This is a genomic window from Filibacter tadaridae (assembly GCF_900609045.1).
GTDB classification, from domain to species: domain Bacteria; phylum Bacillota; class Bacilli; order Bacillales_A; family Planococcaceae; genus Sporosarcina; species Sporosarcina tadaridae.
This window is the reverse complement of record NZ_UXAV01000039.1, coordinates 77,836-94,748: the sequence shown is the minus strand read 5'-3', so window position 1 is coordinate 94,748 and position 16,913 is coordinate 77,836. Positions and strand designations below refer to the sequence as shown.

Annotated in this window: 18 protein-coding genes; 15 read left to right on the top strand and 3 right to left on the bottom strand. The window is 43.7% G+C overall.

What is annotated here, in order from left to right:
- Window positions 1-212 precede the first annotated feature (212 nt).
- Window positions 213-587 carry a PilZ domain-containing protein gene (locus FILTAD_RS08355; protein ID WP_124070030.1) on the top strand — a complete coding sequence of 125 codons (375 nt, stop codon included), beginning with the start codon at window positions 213-215 and terminating at the stop codon, window positions 585-587.
- Between the two features lie 139 nt (window positions 588-726).
- Window positions 727-1,290: a ribosome hibernation-promoting factor, HPF/YfiA family gene (gene hpf / locus FILTAD_RS08350; protein ID WP_124070028.1), complete on the top strand. Its 564-nt coding sequence runs from the start codon at window positions 727-729 to the stop codon at window positions 1,288-1,290.
- Between the two features lie 45 nt (window positions 1,291-1,335).
- On the opposite strand, the gene FILTAD_RS08345 is transcribed toward hpf, so the two are convergent.
- Window positions 1,336-1,617, bottom strand: coding sequence for a hypothetical protein (locus FILTAD_RS08345; protein WP_160117586.1), 282 nt, complete (start codon window positions 1,615-1,617; stop codon window positions 1,336-1,338).
- 141 nt (window positions 1,618-1,758) lie between these two features.
- Here FILTAD_RS08345 and secA point away from each other — a divergent pair, with 141 nt between their 5' ends.
- The 12 genes from secA to FILTAD_RS08285 all read left to right on the top strand — a co-directional run bounded on the left by secA (window position 1,759) and on the right by FILTAD_RS08285 (window position 15,129).
- On the top strand, window positions 1,759-4,266 hold the full coding sequence (gene secA, locus FILTAD_RS08340) for a preprotein translocase subunit SecA (protein WP_124070025.1): 2,508 nt from the start codon (window positions 1,759-1,761) through the stop codon (window positions 4,264-4,266).
- A 39-nt stretch (window positions 4,267-4,305) separates the two neighbouring features.
- A protein-coding gene (gene prfB, locus FILTAD_RS08335) for a peptide chain release factor 2 (RefSeq protein ID WP_124070119.1) occupies window positions 4,306-5,407 on the top strand; the annotation gives its coding sequence in 2 pieces (ribosomal slippage) (window positions 4,306-4,377 and window positions 4,379-5,407; 1,101 coding nt in all).
- A gap of 322 nt (window positions 5,408-5,729) precedes the next feature.
- Window positions 5,730-6,071 (top strand): cytochrome c551, encoded by a 342-nt coding sequence (gene cccB, locus FILTAD_RS08330; RefSeq protein ID WP_124070023.1) that lies wholly within the window; start codon window positions 5,730-5,732, stop codon window positions 6,069-6,071.
- 608 nt (window positions 6,072-6,679) lie between these two features.
- On the top strand, window positions 6,680-7,366 hold the full coding sequence (gene ftsE / locus FILTAD_RS08325; protein ID WP_124070021.1) for a cell division ATP-binding protein FtsE: 687 nt from the start codon (window positions 6,680-6,682) through the stop codon (window positions 7,364-7,366).
- Window positions 7,356-8,240: a permease-like cell division protein FtsX gene (ftsX, locus tag FILTAD_RS08320; protein WP_124070019.1), complete on the top strand. Its 885-nt coding sequence runs from the start codon at window positions 7,356-7,358 to the stop codon at window positions 8,238-8,240. Before ftsE ends, ftsX begins: the two co-directional genes overlap by 11 nt.
- A 34-nt stretch (window positions 8,241-8,274) precedes the next feature.
- Window positions 8,275-9,558: a murein hydrolase activator EnvC family protein gene (locus FILTAD_RS08315; protein ID WP_238988194.1), complete on the top strand. Its 1,284-nt coding sequence runs from the start codon at window positions 8,275-8,277 to the stop codon at window positions 9,556-9,558.
- Window positions 9,559-9,869: 311 nt separating this feature from the next.
- Entirely contained in the window at window positions 9,870-10,526 is a 657-nt protein-coding gene (locus tag FILTAD_RS08310) for a hypothetical protein (protein WP_124070017.1), read from the top strand.
- On the top strand, window positions 10,523-11,104 hold the full coding sequence (locus tag FILTAD_RS08305) for a redoxin domain-containing protein (protein WP_124070016.1): 582 nt from the start codon (window positions 10,523-10,525) through the stop codon (window positions 11,102-11,104). Before FILTAD_RS08310 ends, FILTAD_RS08305 begins: the two co-directional genes overlap by 4 nt.
- 73 nt (window positions 11,105-11,177) lie before the next feature.
- The gene (locus tag FILTAD_RS08300) at window positions 11,178-12,614 is read left to right on the top strand and encodes a S41 family peptidase (protein ID WP_124070014.1); all 1,437 of its coding nucleotides are present in this window, start codon (window positions 11,178-11,180) and stop codon (window positions 12,612-12,614) included.
- Window positions 12,615-13,139: 525 nt separating this feature from the next.
- Complete coding sequence (locus tag FILTAD_RS08295; RefSeq protein ID WP_124070013.1) at window positions 13,140-14,309, top strand: PDZ domain-containing protein; 1,170 nt, start codon at window positions 13,140-13,142, stop codon at window positions 14,307-14,309.
- 39 nt (window positions 14,310-14,348) lie between these two features.
- Window positions 14,349-14,594 (top strand): CsbA family protein, encoded by a 246-nt coding sequence (locus tag FILTAD_RS08290; protein WP_124070012.1) that lies wholly within the window; start codon window positions 14,349-14,351, stop codon window positions 14,592-14,594.
- 85 nt (window positions 14,595-14,679) lie between these two features.
- Complete coding sequence (locus FILTAD_RS08285) at window positions 14,680-15,129, top strand: ribosomal eL19 family protein (RefSeq protein WP_124070011.1); 450 nt, start codon at window positions 14,680-14,682, stop codon at window positions 15,127-15,129.
- On the opposite strand, the gene FILTAD_RS08280 is transcribed toward FILTAD_RS08285, so the two are convergent.
- Both FILTAD_RS08280 and FILTAD_RS08275 read right to left on the bottom strand, forming a co-directional pair.
- Window positions 15,055-15,363, bottom strand: coding sequence for an AzlD domain-containing protein (locus tag FILTAD_RS08280; protein WP_124070010.1), 309 nt, complete (start codon window positions 15,361-15,363; stop codon window positions 15,055-15,057). The two genes, FILTAD_RS08285 and FILTAD_RS08280, sit on opposite strands and share 75 nt — an antisense overlap.
- The gene (locus tag FILTAD_RS08275; RefSeq protein WP_124070009.1) at window positions 15,363-16,085 is read right to left on the bottom strand and encodes an AzlC family ABC transporter permease; all 723 of its coding nucleotides are present in this window, start codon (window positions 16,083-16,085) and stop codon (window positions 15,363-15,365) included. The genes FILTAD_RS08280 and FILTAD_RS08275 overlap by 1 nt, the downstream gene beginning before the upstream one ends.
- 163 nt (window positions 16,086-16,248) lie before the next feature.
- On the opposite strand from FILTAD_RS08275, the gene FILTAD_RS08270 reads away from it, so the two are divergent.
- Window positions 16,249-16,872, top strand: a complete 624-nt coding sequence (locus FILTAD_RS08270) for a TVP38/TMEM64 family protein (RefSeq protein ID WP_124070008.1) — start codon at window positions 16,249-16,251, stop codon at window positions 16,870-16,872.
- Window positions 16,873-16,913: the final 41 nt, after the last annotated feature.

Here is a 16,913-nt window from a genome sequence, read left to right as displayed (position 1 = left end):
GAATGTGTGCAAAACGTTGATAGTCTGCGACAAAAAAGAATTTCCGAACAAGAACTTTATACTTTTGGCGACACTCGGAGGATCAAGTTTCATCGACACTCTTGAAAGTACAATACAACGTATACAAAGTTTATCCGAAGTTCGCCGTAAAAGATTTAGTAAGGCATATTATGGGTATCCAATTACTATGATAGAGGAACGAGGTGGGCAACATGCAATACAAACGAACTGAATACTTCAGGTATGCATTTGGTGAACCGCTGGCAGCAGAATTCCGAATCATCGTCGAAAACGGTACCGGGGCGGAGTCAAGCCCAGGGGACTGTGAACTCATGGATTTGAGCCCAGGCGGCATGAAATTTTTTGCGGCATACGATATCCCGTTGGGTGGGGAACCCGTCAAGCTACATATCAAATTCACCCTGCAATCCGTTCCCATCGACGTTCAAGGCACTATCAAATGGAAAAAGCCCAGCAAAAATGGTCAACTGTATGGATTTGATTTCGAAAAGGACGCTGCACTTGAACAATTGATTGTCGATGAACTCAAGTTGCGTCGCCATGCTGAAATCGAAGACGGAAAATAAAATGAAGTAGCCAAAACCTTTTACCTATACGCTTTCGTCACACTTCGACATTTATTTTAAATTTATTCATGTTTTTAAAAGGACTTTTCGGGGAAGATGTAGAAGAGTACAGTAAGGGTTAAACAAAGGAGGAGTTCATATGCTAGACTTCAACATGCGTGGTGAGAACATTGAGGTGACTCCGGCGATTCGTGAGCACATCGAAAAAAAAGTACACAAACTTGAGAGGTACTTCTCAGAAGGCGCGAACGCAACAGCACATGTAAACTTGAAAGTTTACAATGATAAACAAACAAAAGTAGAAATTTCAATTCCTATGAAAAACTTGACACTCCGAGCAGAGGAACGACACACTGATTTATATGCTGGAATCGACTTGATTGTCGATAAATTAGAACGTCAAATTCGTAAATACAAAACAAAAGTCAATCGTAAATTCCGTGAGCACGAAGGTGTAGCTGCATTCTTCGCATCAGTAAATAGAAGTGAAGACAAAGGAGCTGACATAACAGAAGACGATAAAGAGTTTTCTGTTGTACGCACAAAGCAATTCGAATTAAAACCGATGGACCAGGAAGAAGCGATTCTTCAAATGAACATGCTAGGTCACAACTTCTTCGTCTTCACAGATGGCGAATCAGACGGCACAAACATCGTCTACAAACGTAGAGACGGCAAATATGGCCTAATCGAAACAAATTAATGAACTGAATGAACTGAACCTCTCAGTAGTTTGCTACTGAGAGGTTCAGTTTTTTTGTGGTGAGATCAAATCCAGTGGAAAGCGATCAATCCACCGCGCGAAGCGATCAAAGCCCCGCGCGAAGCGATCAAAGCCCCGCGCGAAGCGATCAATCCACCGCGCGAAGCGATCAATCCACCGCGCGAAGCGATCAATCCACCGCGCGAAGCGATCAATCCACCGCGCGAAGCGATCAAAGCCCCGCGCGAAGCGATCAATCCATCCCGCAAAGCGATCAATCCGCCCCGCCAACCGCCCAATCCACCCCACAAACTGCTCAATCGCCAACAAATTCCCCGCGCACCTGCCACATAATCACCGCCCAACAACCAATAATCCAGCCTCCACCCTATCTAGCAGTTGCACTATTTGCACCCTTCATTTCACAGTGTTAAAATGAAGGGTGAACCTAATGAGGATGTGAACTTAATGCTTGACGTATTGAATAAAATGTTTGATATGAATAAACGGGATTTGAAGCGACTTGATAAAATCGCAAATAAAGTTGATGCATTCGCTACAGAAATGGAACAGCTCACAGACGAAAAACTGACCGCTAAAACTGAAGAATTCAAAGATCGTCTTGCTAAAGGGGAAACATTGGATGATATCCAGGCGGAGGCGTTTGCGGTAATTCGTGAAGCGTCACGCCGTGTGCTCGGGCTCTATCCGTTCCATGTCCAAATCATCGGGGCGGCAGCATTACATGAAGGTAATATTGCAGAGATGAAAACCGGTGAAGGGAAGACATTGACGTCTACGCTTGCGGTTTATTTGAACGCGCTGTCAGGAAAAGGCGTGCATATTGTAACAGTCAACGAATACCTTGCCAGTCGTGATGCGATGGAAATGGGACAACTGTATGAGTTCCTCGGTTTTTCCGTCGGCTTGAACCTCAACAGCTTATCAAAAGACGAAAAACGTGAGGCATATAGTGCCGACATTACGTATAGTACGAATAACGAACTTGGTTTCGATTATTTGCGTGACAACATGGTGCTCTATAGTGAACACAAAGTGCAACGTCCTTTGAATTATGCGGTTATCGATGAAGTCGACTCGATTTTAATCGATGAGGCACGTACGCCACTTATCATTTCAGGGCAAGCTGCTAAGGCGGCTGAACTGTATCGGCTTGCAAATACGTTTACACAAACATTGAAAAAAGAAGAAGATTATTCGTATGATGAATCGACAAAAGGCGTTGTGTTAACAGAAGCGGGTATTGAGAAAGCGGAAGCTGCGTTTAATATCGATAACTTGTTCAACTTGCAACATGTTACGCTCAATCACGCGATTAACCAGTCTTTAAAAGCGCGAGCAAGTATGCATATCGATGTCGATTACGTCGTGCAAGAAGGCGATGTTGTCATCGTCGATTCATTCACAGGGCGTCTGATGAAAGGACGTCGTTACAGTGATGGCCTTCACCAAGCGATTGAAGCGAAGGAAGGCTTGGAAGTTCAAAACGAAACGATGACACTTGCAACGATTACCTTCCAGAACTTTTTCCGGATGTACGACAAGCTTTCGGGCATGACGGGTACGGCTAAAACGGAAGAGGAGGAATTCCGCAATATCTACAATATGAATGTTATTGCGATTCCGACAAACCGCCCAATCGTCCGTGATGACCGAGCAGACCTTATTTACGCTTCCATGGAAGGTAAATATAAAGCTGTCGCTGAAGATATTAAAGAACGACACCAAAAAGGGCAGCCAGTTTTGGTTGGTACAGTCGCAATCGAGACATCAGAGATTATTTCGAACCATTTAACGAAGTTCGGCGTAAAGCATAATGTTTTGAATGCGAAAAATCATGGCCGTGAAGCTGACATCATTTTGGAGGCCGGTCAAAAAGGTTTTGTCACCATTGCGACGAACATGGCTGGCCGTGGTACGGACATCAAACTCGGCGAAGGTGTGAAAGAACTCGGTGGTCTTGCGGTTCTTGGTACAGAGCGGCACGAGTCACGCCGGATTGATAATCAGCTGCGCGGTCGTTCAGGTCGGCAAGGAGATCCGGGTATTACACAATTTTATCTTTCTCTTGAGGATGAATTAATGCGTCGTTTCGGTTCCGAGCAGATGAAATCGATGATGACGAAACTAGGAATGGATGACGAAACGCCAATCCAATCCAAAATGGTGTCACGTTCAGTTGAATCCGCGCAAAAACGCGTTGAAGGGAATAACTTCGATGCACGGAAACGTTTGCTTCAGTATGATGATGTTTTGCGCCAACAACGAGAAATTATTTATAAAGAACGTAATGAAATTCTCGAATCCGCGAATATCCGTGCTGTGCTGGAAAAAATGTTGATGAATGTGATCGACAGAGCGATTGCACTTCATACAACAGAAGAAAAAGAATCCGATTGGAACTTAAGAGGGCTTGAGGATTTCCTTGGAGCCAACCTACTTCCGGAAGGTCAGTTGACGCAAGCGATGATGGCTGGCAAATCGGTAGAAGAGCTGACTGAATTGATACAACAAAACGTAATCGCCCGTTATGATGAAAAAGAAGCAGAAATGACGGACGAACGCATGCGCGAATTTGAAAAAGTTGTACTTCTCCGCGCAATCGATTCGAAATGGACAGATCATATTGACGCAATGGACCAATTGCGAGGCGGCATCCATTTACGTGCGTATGGCCAAATCGATCCACTGCGTGAGTATCAATCTGAAGGTTTTACAATGTTTGAAGAGATGCTTACATCAATTGAAGCAGATGCTGCAAAATACGTCATGAAAGCGGAAATCCGCAACAACCTTGAACGTGAGGAAGTTGTGAAAGGGCAGGCTGTCAACCCGAAGGAAGACGGCGAAAAAGTGACGAAGAAACCAGTGCGACGCAGTGTAAACATCGGACGTAACGACCCATGCCCATGCGGCAGCGGGAAAAAGTATAAAAACTGTCACGGAAAAGCGTAAGCGCTCCGGACAACCCAATTTCAGGAGGAAACCACAATGATAGAATTATCCGATGTACGTAACGAGCTTGACAAATCAGCTAAGAAATTAGCGGACTTTAGGGGGTCTCTTTGACTTAGAAAACAAAGAGGCACGAATCCAAGAGCTCGATGAAATTATGTTAGAACCTGAATTCTGGAATAACCAGGATGAAGCGCAAAAAATCATTTCCGAATCGAATGGATTAAAAGATGTTGTAGGCGACTACACAGAGCTTAACGACGTCCAAGAAAACCTGGAAATGACGCTGGAATTGTTAAAAGAGGAATTTGATGAAGAAATGCAGGAAGACCTTAGCACCGAATTAAAAGAATACAAACAACAATTGGAAGCATTCGAACTAACTATGTTGCTAAGCGATGAGTTCGACAAAAATAATGCCGTTGTAGAATTGCATTCCGGCGCAGGCGGTACGGAGTCACAGGACTGGGCATCCATGTTGTTGCGTATGTATACGCGGTGGGCAGAGAAACGTGGCTTCAAGGTCGAAACGTTGGATTACCAGGCAGGTGACGAAGCCGGTGTGAAATCAGTGACCTTATCCATCAAAGGTCATAATGCATACGGCTACTTGAAAGCTGAAAAAGGCGTGCATCGACTCGTTCGTATTTCACCATTTGACTCTTCAGGCCGTCGTCATACTTCATTTTCTTCTATAGAAGTGATGCCTGAATTCGAAGGCGATGTGGATATTGATCTTAAAATGGAAGATGTTAAAATCGATACGTACCGTTCAAGCGGTGCAGGCGGTCAGCACGTCAATACGACGGACTCCGCTGTTCGAATGACACATATTCCGACAGGTGCCATTGTTACATGCCAAACCGAACGATCACAAATCAAAAACCGTGAACGCGCAATCAACCTGTTGAAAGCAAAAATTTATCAGATCCGTGTGGAAGAAGAAGAAGCAAGACTGCTTGCCATCCGTGGCGATCAAAAAGAAATTGGTTGGGGAAGCCAAATCCGCTCATACGTCTTCCATCCGTATTCCATGGTGAAAGATCACCGGACAAATGCGGAAACAGGAAATGTCAGTGCGGTTATGGATGGCGACATCGATTTGTTCATTAATGCTTATTTACGTTCACGTATTTCATAAGTTTCGAAAAAAAAGTACACTTCGGTGTGCTTTTTATTTTCCAACAAACAACAATTCAAATTGAAGGTCGCAAAGGTTTTGAATGTACAGAAAAGGTGTATAGTAATAGGTATATGACCAAGTTGAAGTTAGCGTCTGTTTTGCGTTCGGTAATGGAGTCCTGCAAAAAAGCTGGCAGTAGAATAAAGCGAATGGATAGTTGGATTCGCTGAAAATTGTCATTGTTTAGTTGAATTTCAGGCTGTCCATGAAGGACGCAAACGCTCATAACTTTGGTATACTTGGAAATGTAGCACATTATTTAACTTAGGGAGGAAACAACATGAAGAACAAGCTTCTAGCAGTATTATTCGGAGCAGCCCTTGTCCTTGGGGCATGTGGCGGCGATAAAGCGGATGAGAAAGACGACGGCGCAGCAACAACTGATGATAACGCAACAGCATCCGTTGACGCAGAAGAAGTCGTAAACGCAAAATGTATCACATGTCACGGCGGGAACTTGGAAGGCGCTATGGGTCCAAAACTTTCTGACATAGGTTCACGTATGTCTGAAGACGAAATTCATGGCATAATTGAAAACGGTACAAAAGGCGGAATGCCTGCTGGACTTATCAAAGGTGAAGAGTTGGACGCTGTTGCAAAATGGCTTTCAGAGAAAAAATAATTCTGTAAATGGAACCGCTACTGGACAATTTGTCCGGAGCGGTTTTTTGTTGTTTCATAAGTCTTGATGTATTATTTTAACTTAACTCAGCAGATGTCCCCCATTTCCATAAGTGTCTAGATGAATGCTAGATATGCATTCAATTCGGTGGGCGTTTCAAACCTCTGCCGAATCAAGTTAAAGCCTCCGGCGGATGTCACAGATTTTGAAGGGAATGAATTGAGCAAGCTCAATTCAAAATCTGGACGCAATCAAGCCAAGGCGCGATTGATTGTGCACAATTGACATTAATTGCCCCACAGCTATTATTCCCGCATCAACAGACAGTAAAACCCTTACTGATTGAGGTTTCGCTTTTTACCGATAAAAATCCGCCTTTTTTCGTATAGTAAAAATAATGGAGTAATCTTCCTGCAAAGGTCGAATAGATACAGTACTGTAGTCATTCAGTCACTTATGAAGAGTGTAACTATAGTATGTAAAGCCTTATTTAACAACACTTTCAACTGTAATCAAATGAAACACAACTGTAATACGAATATGCTTGAATCATGTTATAATAGGCATGTTGGTTAAGAACAGGAAAATTTAATTCAGGTGGTTTTTACATGATTGTGATGAAAGATGTGTACAAGAAATACCCAAACGGGGTCGTAGCGGCGAATGGTATCAATATTGAGATCAATCGCGGAGAATTTGTCTATGTAGTAGGCCCAAGTGGTGCAGGTAAATCGACATTCATCAAAATGATGTATCGTGAGGAAGCCCCGACAAGTGGGGATATTATTATTAACGGTATCAATCTTGCAACCTTGCGAAATAAGAGAGTTCCATACTTACGTAGACAAATAGGTGTCGTTTTCCAAGACTTCAAGTTACTACCGAATCTGAATGTCTATGAAAACGTAGCATTTGCACTTGAAGTAATTGAAGAAACACCACAGGATATTCGAAAGAAAGTAAATGATGTTCTCGCACTAGTCGGGCTCACTCAGAAAGTGCGAATGTTTCCGAATGAATTATCAGGCGGCGAGCAACAGCGTGTTTCCATCGCAAGATCTATTGTTAATGTTCCAAAAGTCGTAATTGCAGATGAGCCGACTGGGAATTTGGATCCCGATACGTCCTGGGATATCATGAAAATATTTGAAGAGATTAATGCACGCGGCACGACGATTGTCATGGCAACGCATAACAAAGAAATCGTAAACACGATAAGGCACCGTGTTATCGTCGTTGAAGGTGGACTTATTACGCGTGATGAGTACGGAGGCGAGTACGCTTATGAAAGCTAGGACATTTCGCCGGCACTTGCGGGAAAGTTTTAAAAGTTTAGGGCGAAACAGTTGGATGACATTTGCGTCCGTCAGTGCTGTAACCGTTACGCTTCTACTTGTTGGTGTATTCATCGCTATTATGATGAATCTAAACGGTTTGGCTGGTAATTTGGAAAAAGATGTTGAAATTAAAGTCATTGCGGATCCAGCAGCGGGTCAAGAAGCAGTTGCAGCACTGGAGAAGAAAGTGAAAGCGACCGAAGGTGTACTCGAAGTCGAGTACTCGTCGCGAGACGCTGAATTGGACAAGATGATCAAATCGTTCGGTGACGAACTCAATTTATATAGGCAAAGCAATCCGTTAGGGGACGCTTTATATGTAAAAGCAAAAGATCCACATAAAACAGCAGCAATTGCCAAGAAAATTGATACATATGACTACACATATGAGGTTGTCTATGGGCAAGGCAAGATTGAAAAGCTATTTAAAGTGTTGAATACGGGTCGCAACGTCGGGCTTGTGCTTATCTTGGCACTATTATTTACCGCAATGTTTTTGATTTCCAATACGATTCGTATAACAATCGTTGCAAGAAAGACAGAAATAGGCATTATGAAACTAGTTGGAGCAACAAATAACTTTGTACGGATTCCATTTTTATTGGAAGGGATATGGCTTGGTATTTTAGGGTCGCTTATTCCAATGGCTGTCATCTCGATTGGCTACTATAAGTTATATCAAGAGATGGCACCAAAATTACAAGAAGAGTTATTCCAACTACTACCAACAACACCGTTTATTTTTCAACTTAACGGGCTCATTTTATTCATGGGTGTGTTCATCGGCATATGGGGAAGCTTTATGTCAGTACGTAAGTTTCTGAAGGTTTGAGTGAAACACATGATTCGGAAGGGGTATTGAGAAATTGAAAATATACAAGTTGCTGTTATCAGGTATCGTTATGGTATTACTCCTGTCTACTATTTGGGTAGTACCAGGCGTTCTAGCAAGCCCATTAAAAGACTTGCAGAAAGAACAGAAGAAACTTGAATTAAAGAAAAATGACCTAAACACAGGCATTACTAAAAAGAACTTAGAAATTAATGCAAATAAGTCGACAATCAATCAGATTATGGATCAAATCGCTGCATTTAACGCAAAGATTGAAGAAACAAACGAAAATATCGATCAAGCAGTATCGAAAATAAATAAAACGACAGATGAAATCAAAGCACTACGAGAATCGATTAAAGAGTTAGAGAAAAAAATCGAAGAGCGTGACGTTGTATTACGCGAACGTGTCCGTGCTATGCAAGTAAAAGGCGATCCGGTCAACTATATCGATGTCTTCCTCGGAGCGAATAGTTTCTCTGACTTTATTGACCGTTTCTCGGCTGTCAGTACATTAATGGATGCAGACCGTAAAATCATGCAACAGCAAGCAGATGACAAAGCTCAATTAGAAAAAGACAAAGCACTTGTCGAAGAGAAACTAGCGAAACAAGAAGAGACTAAAAAGGAACTAGAAGGCTTGAAAGCATCTCTTCTTTCACAGAAAAAAGAGAAGGACAAGCTCATCGATAAATTAGAAGTTGAACAAGCGAAACTCGTCAATGAGAAAGAATCATTGAAAGACGAATTGCACGAAACACACGAAGTTAGTAAAAAACTTGAAAACCAAATTAAGGCTGAACAACAACGCCAAGCGAAAGCTGCGCGTGAAGCCGAGCAAAAACGTAAAGCGACGGCAAATGCAGGTTCTACAGGTGGCGGCTATGCACCTCCAGTATCAAGTGGTACATGGACAAAACCAGCGAACGGCGTCTATACATCTTCATTTGGCTGGCGTACACATCCAATCTACGGCACGAAAAGACAACACCGTGGAGCAGATATTGCAAACGCTACCGGGACAACTGTTCTTGCTGCTGGCGATGGAGTCGTTTCGCATGCAGGTCCAATGAGCACATACGGAAATGTCATCATGATCACGCACTCTGTAAATGGCCAGATTTTCACAACGGTCTATGCCCATCTTTCTAGAGTAGGTGTTCGTGTAGGACAGCATGTACCTAAAGGTCAGCCTATTGGAGCAATCGGAACAACGGGTGCATCAACAGGACCTCATCTCCATTTCGAAATGCACGTCGGCAACTGGTCGGCTTCAGGCCCAAGTGCCGTTAACCCATTGCGTTACGTATCATTTTAAAGAGTCATCCATGAAAAAAGGTCCGTTCCGGTAAGAGGAACGGGCCTTTTAAAATTGGAAAAGTATATGCATTTTTCGTAACTAAGTAGGACCCCTTCGCTTTTCAAGTTATCCAGTTTCGGCATGCCTAGCCCCCCGAGTCGCTTCGGGTTTGAAAGCAACGGCGAAGAACATCATTACTTTCCAGTCCATCAGCTTATTTCGTTGCTGATCAAGGCACTTCAGCATTTCAATAGAGGCAAAAAAATCGCAATCTATAAGACAGTTAGATACGATAGAGGGTATATGAACTTAGAAAGGATGTTGAGTAGATGCCGGTTACAAAAGTATTTTTACTCGGTAACTTTACCATGCTTTCTTCGTGGGTCGCGCTCATCATAGCATTCGTCATCGCATATAGTGCTGTCCGGATAAGGTATGGAAAAAAACAAGGTGCCTATCTATTGGATCTCTATTTTTACATCGTGATTATTTGGAAATTGAGTGTTATTATTACTGACTTCAGTTCGGTAATCCGGTCGCCGTTGTCGATTTTTTATTTCCACGGGGGAACTGTCGGGTTTTACCTTGGACTGGCGTTTGTGATGGGTAAAATTGTAGTTGATTGGAAGAAGGAAAGGCCAACTATAGCGGATCCCATTGCCCTTTTAACAGCTGCTATCGTCAGTCAAGTGGTCTATCAAGTGATGATGGTCGTGCTAAATGAAGGCGAGTTGGTTGCACAAGTTGTTACAGTCAGTGCATTTATGTCGTTTGCCATTCTTTTTTGGTTTTCTATCAGGAAAGCGGACAGCTGGCCACTTCAACTTACATTTATCTTTATGGCTGTCCATGTTTTCGTCAGTGCATTTCAACCAAAGGGGTTTAGCGAAACGCCCTTCATAACAACCCTTCTTATCGGGTTATTCTTCACGGCAGTATTGATGATGAAAAATAGTGAAAGCCAAAGAACGGAGGAACAATTGTGAATAAAAAAATAGCTGGTTATGTCATTGTAGCGCTACTTATTGGCTCAATGATTGGCATTATGGTGAACAAAAACTTGAATAAGACGGAGCCGATTGACACTTCACTTGCACAGATGGATATGACATCCACTGAAGGCGAAACGGGTTTGGAAAGAGGATCAATCCCGCCGGACTTCGATTTAACGACTTTGGACGGTGAACAATTGAAGCTTTCGGATTTAAAGGGTAAAAAAGTGATTCTGAATTTCTGGGCATCATGGTGCGGTCCATGTAAAGCGGAAATGCCGCATATGGAGCAATATTATAAGAAAAATAAGGACAAAGATAACGTTGAAATTGTGGCAGTCAATCTGACGACCTCGGAAAGAAATGGCATGAAAGGCATACAGGATTTTGTCGATGGGTATGGCTTGACGTTCCCTATTCCATTAGACAAAGAAGGTACAGTGATGGATGCCTATCAAATCATCCCGATTCCGACAACGTTTATGATTGGAACAGACGGCAAGATTGAACATAAAATAGTCGGTCCCATGGATGAAAAAATCATGAAAAAGTTAGTTGGAAATCTAAAGTAAAAAAAGTCAGTTTTCTAGTGTCGTACATCGCCTTTCCCATTCATATAGTGGATGGAGGAGGGAGTGTTGCACGATGCGCAAAAGAAGGTTTTTAGTATTCATTCTACTTGCCATTTTGGCAGTGGCAGTCTTTTTTCTACTCGACGGACGTGTAGGAAAAGAAACGAAACAACAAGGGGCAGCGAGTACGATGAACGTCATAGACGAAGCACTTGATGTCATTAAGAAGGAAGGTGTCTATCCAGTCGATGGGGACATGCTCGTTGAAGGGGCCCTACGTGGCATGGCGGATGTGATTGGCGATCCGTATTCGACCTATCTTTCGGAAGATGAAGCAGCTGCCCACAAGGAATCACTTGCTGCCGAACGAGTTGGAATTGGTGCAGAGATTACCCGTTCAAATGGCAAGTATATTATCGTTTCTCCATTGAAAGCATCACCAGCGGACAAAGCGGGGTTACGTCCGTATGATGAAATCGTTCGGATTGATGGTGAACGCATTGATGGCGAATCGTTGCAAAAAGTGGTTCAACGGATACGCGGGAAAAAAGGGACACCGGTCTCCATGACGATTTACAGACCAGACGATGGCAAACATCTTGAACTGACAGTTACGCGTGATGCGATTCCTGTGAAGACGGTTTCCAGTAAAGTGATCGAAGAGCGCGGAGAAAAATTCGGTTACATATCGATTACAACATTCGCCAGTGAGACTGCAAAAGAATGGAAAACTGAGACAGACAGCCTGCTGAAAAAAGGCATCAAAGGTCTCATTATCGATGTTCGGGGAAATCCGGGCGGTTACTTGCATAGCGTCGGTAATATTGCCGGCAGCTTACTGAAAGAGGACACAGTTTTCGCATACATGCAAGACGCGAAAGGGGCGTTAACGCCACTTGTGACAGAAAGGGCTGAGGATCTTTCATTCGATAAAAAGCTGAAGAAAGTTCCCATTATACTACTACAAGATAAGGGAAGTGCCTCGGCAAGTGAAGTGTTGAGCGGCGCTTTGAAAGATTTGAAAAGGGGCTTCATTGCTGGGACGACAAGCTTCGGAAAAGGGACAGTTCAAGAAACCTTCGACATCTCAAACGGCGGTGAAATGAAGCTATCCACACACAAATGGCTAACACCTAAAGAACAATGGATCCATGGAAAAGGTGTAACGGCAGAAATTGAAGTCGAGCAAAATGAATTATTCAACGAACACATCCGATTAATAACAGCCGAATACGAAGATGGAGATTACCACGAAGACATCGCTTACGGACAACGATTACTAACTGCTCTTGGGTATGTAGTCGGCCGTGAAGACGGATACTTCGATGCATCAACAGCACGCGCAATCCATGAATTCCGTGACGACGCAAAAATCGAAACAAATAGTAATATGAATAAAGCGTTTTTCGCTGAGCTAAAAAAGCGAGTAGAAGAATTTAGAAAAGACCCTATAAACGATGACCAATTGCAAATGGCAATCGGCTACATCCACCACGTAGTCACTGAATAGTAAATTTGAAGAACTCGGCCATGCGCCGGGTTTTTCTTATGGAGTGGATTTGTGTGTGACCGTACACTATTTGGAATTTTTTTTGATAGATTGTCCTTAGAGTTTAGGAAATTGCCCTTACAGTTTGGTGGGGCCCTTACAGTTTCCGAGAAAGCCATGACAGTTTGCTGGATTGCCATTAGAGTTTAGGGGATTGCCCTGACAGTTTGGTGGAGCCCTTACAGTTTCCGGGAGAGCCCTGACAGTTTGCTGGATTGCCATTAGAGTTTGAGGAATTGCCCTGACAGTTAGCCGGAGCCCTTACAGTTTCCAAGAGAGCCATGACAGTTTTATGGATTGTCCTTACAGTTTGTGAAATTGCCATGTTGATTTCCTGAAAAACTGAAATAAATCTCTTCTTTATCAATTAAACATGAGTGGAATTTCCCTTTTTAATGAAATACTCGCCAACGACTCACATTAAGTACGCATCTTTTGGTACAATGAATAAAAATGATGTTTCGGGAGATTGGATGGTGACGTGTCGTGTCTGAAAATGTGTTGTTCGATTTCGTACAAGCAATTGCGCTATTTTTCCTAAATCCTTTATTCATCGTTGCGATTTTCATTTCAGTTGCAATCGGCTACTATCGTGTAAAAAGGGAACGGCGTAGTTTCAAAATTCGACTGTTGCCTGGATTGACTGAATTGAAACGGTTATTGACGGAATCATGGCCCTATGCGCTCGTACTCTCCGTTTTGATTTCCGGAGTGGGTTTGGTCACTGATTCAGGATGGCTTGTTTTATTTTCAACAATTGCACTTATTGCAGTACTTTCATTTAATTTCAAATTAACGTCACCGGTTTACTTTGCGGCAATCGCTTCTTTGGTGCTTTATGGCATGCAGGGGTTTGCGGATGGTTTCAGTTTATGGGGATGGACACCGGGTGATGCGAATCTGCTTGGTAATCTTGCTGTTACAATACCGCTAATCGCAGGGATGCTGCTTATTGCGGAGGGACTTCTTATCCGCCGCCACACTGTGCATTATGCGTCGCCGTACTTGACACATACAAATAGGGGCCTTCGAGCTGTCGCTTACAAAGTGAAACGACTTTGGTTGCTGCCGATCGTCTTTCTTGTGCCGGGAGATATGATTTCCGCTTACGTTCCATATTGGCCGCAATTCACAGTGGGCAGCACCGCGTTCAGTTTTGTGCCGGTGCCGCTTATTATCGGATTTTCGCAAGTGACGCGAGCATTGTATCCAGATGTTTTATTCCCCAAAATGGGAAGAATGATCATTTGGACTGGTTTTATCGTCATCGTTGTCGGCCTTTGTGCTCTTTGGATGCCGATTTTAGGATGGGCTGCACTGTTGATTGGCGTTTTGGGTCGGTCATTTGTTTCCATCCGTGCCTCAATCCATGAGCGAAAAGGTCCATTTGCCGTCGCTCCACAATCAACGGGTGTTGTCATTGCGGGCGTATTACCGGAATCTCCGGCCGAGAAAATGGGGATATTACCTGGCGAATGCATCCGTGCAGTCAATGGACGCCAAGTGGCCAATGAAAAAGAATTGTATGACGCAATACAAATAAACGCAGCCCATTGCCGCCTGCAAGTAGTCGATCGCAACGGGGAAGTGCGACTTATGCAACAAGTCCTTTTCCACCAGGACCATCATCGGCTAGGACTTCTAGTCGTTAAGTGAGTCACGAAATGATTAGTTCGATAGGAGAGGATTTATGAAATGGACTCATTTGAAACGAAATTGCTGTTTGCCATTTTCTTGCCTGGCCTCCTTGTCATCCTGTTCACGCGGGTGACTTTCCATCATATTGTCGGCCTTTTGTTGACAGTCGCACTCATCGCCGCATCCGTCTATGCCGGTTATACCCATAATTGGCTACTTTACGCCGTAGATGCCATGTCACTCACAATCGGCTTCTGGTATGCGGCACGAATGGTGAAGCGCACAAGGAAACAGATAAAATAGGACTAACTAGTAAAACCGCCCTAGCAAATAGGAGCGGTTTTTTGGTGAAATGAAATATGGAATTACTTTCGGAGGGTGGCTTTGATTGTGTGCGATCAAAGAACTGTCGTTTGCGCTCAATCCTACATCCAAAGCGATCAATCAAGCGCCCCGCGCGCTCAATCATCCATCCAAAGCGATCAATCAAGCATGCCGCGCGCTCAATCCTCCATCCAAAGCGATCAATCAAGCGGCCCGCGCGCTCAATCCTCCACCGAAAGCGATCAATCAAGCGGCCCGCGCGCTCAATCCTCCATCGAAAGCGATCAATCAAGCGCCCCGCGCGCTCAATCCTCCATCTGAAGCGATCAATCAAGCGGCCCGCGCGCTCAATCCTCCATCGAAAGCGATCAATCAGGCCCCCCACGCGATCAATCCTCCGAACAAAAAAAAAAGCCGCACACCCGCACGGCTCTTTCCCCTACATAAACAAACTATACACAGCAAGTACGCCAATCGTGCCGAGCACAACGGGCATCACGCCGCCGCCCAATAATGCGATCAAAAAAGCAACACCGGCGCCAATCACGCCGAATAAAATATTCCCTTCTTGCACGAACAATACAGCTGGGAAAATGAGTGCACCGAGAACAGCATACGGAATATTGCGCAAGACACCCGCCACGATGGGTGGCAATTCTTTACCATCCAAAAATGTCAACGGCACCATGCGAGGAATATAAGTCACGAGCGCCATGCCGAACAGCATCCACCAATAAGTGGGTCCCATCACTCATTCACCTCCTTTGCAAGCGAAGATTCAACCGTTTTACCACTCCGAACATATATAAACTCAACAACAACCGACGAGACGAGCGTCGCAACGAGAATCGACCAACCCGTTGACAATAATCCTGTAAAGTAAAGCACACAGTGTATCGCTGCGGCCAGCCCAGCGAGGATGACAACTTTGCGGTTGCCTTTCATTGAAGGAACCAATAATCCGATGAACATGGCATAGAGCGCAATCGACATGGCTGCCTTTAGAAAAAGAGGTAAATTAGCGCCGATTACATGACCAACGCCAGTGAAGACGACCCAGCTTCCATATGCTATGATAATGACACCCATTGCGAAAGCGGTTGAAATCCTGCCGTCTTTATGCGTTGAGATGACTGAAAAAGATTCATCCGTAATGCCGAATGAATAAAGTGCTTTCACCCATTTACGCTCGGGTTGCATCTTTTCATTGAGAGATGCTGTCATAAGAAAGTGCCGAATATTGACAACGAATGTATTCATGACGATTACGAATGGGGCAACGCCCGCTGTAATTAGACTAAGTGCTATGTATTGCGAAGCGCCGGCATAGACGAATAGACTCATGGCTATTGCTTCGACGATGGACAACCCAGCTGTTTTTGCCAGTAATCCAAAAGTAAGTGCAACGGGAAAATAGCCGATAGCTATGCTTACTCCCGCTTTTAATCCAGCAGAAAACTGTTTATTCACGGTGCCATCACACCTTTCATAAGTGTATTTCTGTGATTATACTATACTTCAGTGTTTTGAAGTGCATCTGAAAGGGAATTTTGTGAATAATGACTATTAATCGAGTAGAAAATTGGACATACTTAACAGTATATAGAATAAGAGTCTAGTGAGGGTGTTTAGGATGCATGATTGGTTTGACGTAGATACGATTGTTGAATTAGCAAAACACTATAAGGCACTTGGGCCGTTTGTCGGATTGTTATTGACCTTTATCGAATCTTTCCTGCCATTTCTTCCGTTATTCATTTTTGTTTTCGCAAATGCGTCAGCATACGGGCTTTGGCTTGGGTTCATTTTATCATGGGCAGGTACGGTTGTTGGATCGTATGCTGTGTTTCTCATCATTCGAAAATACGGCCGCAATCGATTTTTGCGTTTTTTAACGAGAAGTGCAAAAGTGCAGAAACTTATTAAGTGGGTAGACCGCAATGGTTTTGGACCACTCTTTTTGTTCATCTGTTTTCCGTTTACACCTTCAGCGCTCGTCAACCTGGTCGCAGGCCTTTCAGATATGAAGAAAACGTATTATTTGTTCACGCTGATGGCTGGGAAACTTGTTATGATTTTCACAATCAGCTTCATCGGATATGATTTGAAGGCACTTTTGACGCAACCGGTTCGCACGATAATTGTAGCCGTCATCATTTTCATCCTGTGGTTGGTCGGCAAATGGTTCGAAAAAAAAGTAAATCATAAAGTGGAGGCGGACTTCCGGTCGTTTGCACAACACCATGAGGAAAAATAACCAAACTCAAACTATCAATTAGTACCTGTCCTCCTTATCTT

What these genes read in the sequence shown, in the direction of transcription:
- hpf (WP_124070028.1), top strand. Translation starts at nt 727, where the DNA reads ATGCTAGACTTCAACATGCGTGGTGAGAACATTGAGGTGACTCCGGCG.
- FILTAD_RS08310 (WP_124070017.1), top strand. Translation starts at nt 9,870, where the DNA reads ATGCCGGTTACAAAAGTATTTTTACTCGGTAACTTTACCATGCTTTCT.
- FILTAD_RS08290 (WP_124070012.1), top strand. Translation starts at nt 14,349, where the DNA reads ATGGACTCATTTGAAACGAAATTGCTGTTTGCCATTTTCTTGCCTGGC.
- FILTAD_RS08300 (WP_124070014.1), top strand. Translation starts at nt 11,178, where the DNA reads ATGCGCAAAAGAAGGTTTTTAGTATTCATTCTACTTGCCATTTTGGCA.
- cccB (WP_124070023.1), top strand. Translation starts at nt 5,730, where the DNA reads ATGAAGAACAAGCTTCTAGCAGTATTATTCGGAGCAGCCCTTGTCCTT.
- secA (WP_124070025.1), top strand. Translation starts at nt 1,759, where the DNA reads ATGCTTGACGTATTGAATAAAATGTTTGATATGAATAAACGGGATTTG.
- FILTAD_RS08355 (WP_124070030.1), top strand. Translation starts at nt 213, where the DNA reads ATGCAATACAAACGAACTGAATACTTCAGGTATGCATTTGGTGAACCG.
- FILTAD_RS08270 (WP_124070008.1), top strand. Translation starts at nt 16,249, where the DNA reads ATGCATGATTGGTTTGACGTAGATACGATTGTTGAATTAGCAAAACAC.
- ftsX (WP_124070019.1), top strand. Translation starts at nt 7,356, where the DNA reads ATGAAAGCTAGGACATTTCGCCGGCACTTGCGGGAAAGTTTTAAAAGT.
- ftsE (WP_124070021.1), top strand. Translation starts at nt 6,680, where the DNA reads ATGATTGTGATGAAAGATGTGTACAAGAAATACCCAAACGGGGTCGTA.
- FILTAD_RS08280 (WP_124070010.1), bottom strand. Translation starts at nt 15,363, where the DNA reads ATGGGACCCACTTATTGGTGGATGCTGTTCGGCATGGCGCTCGTGACT.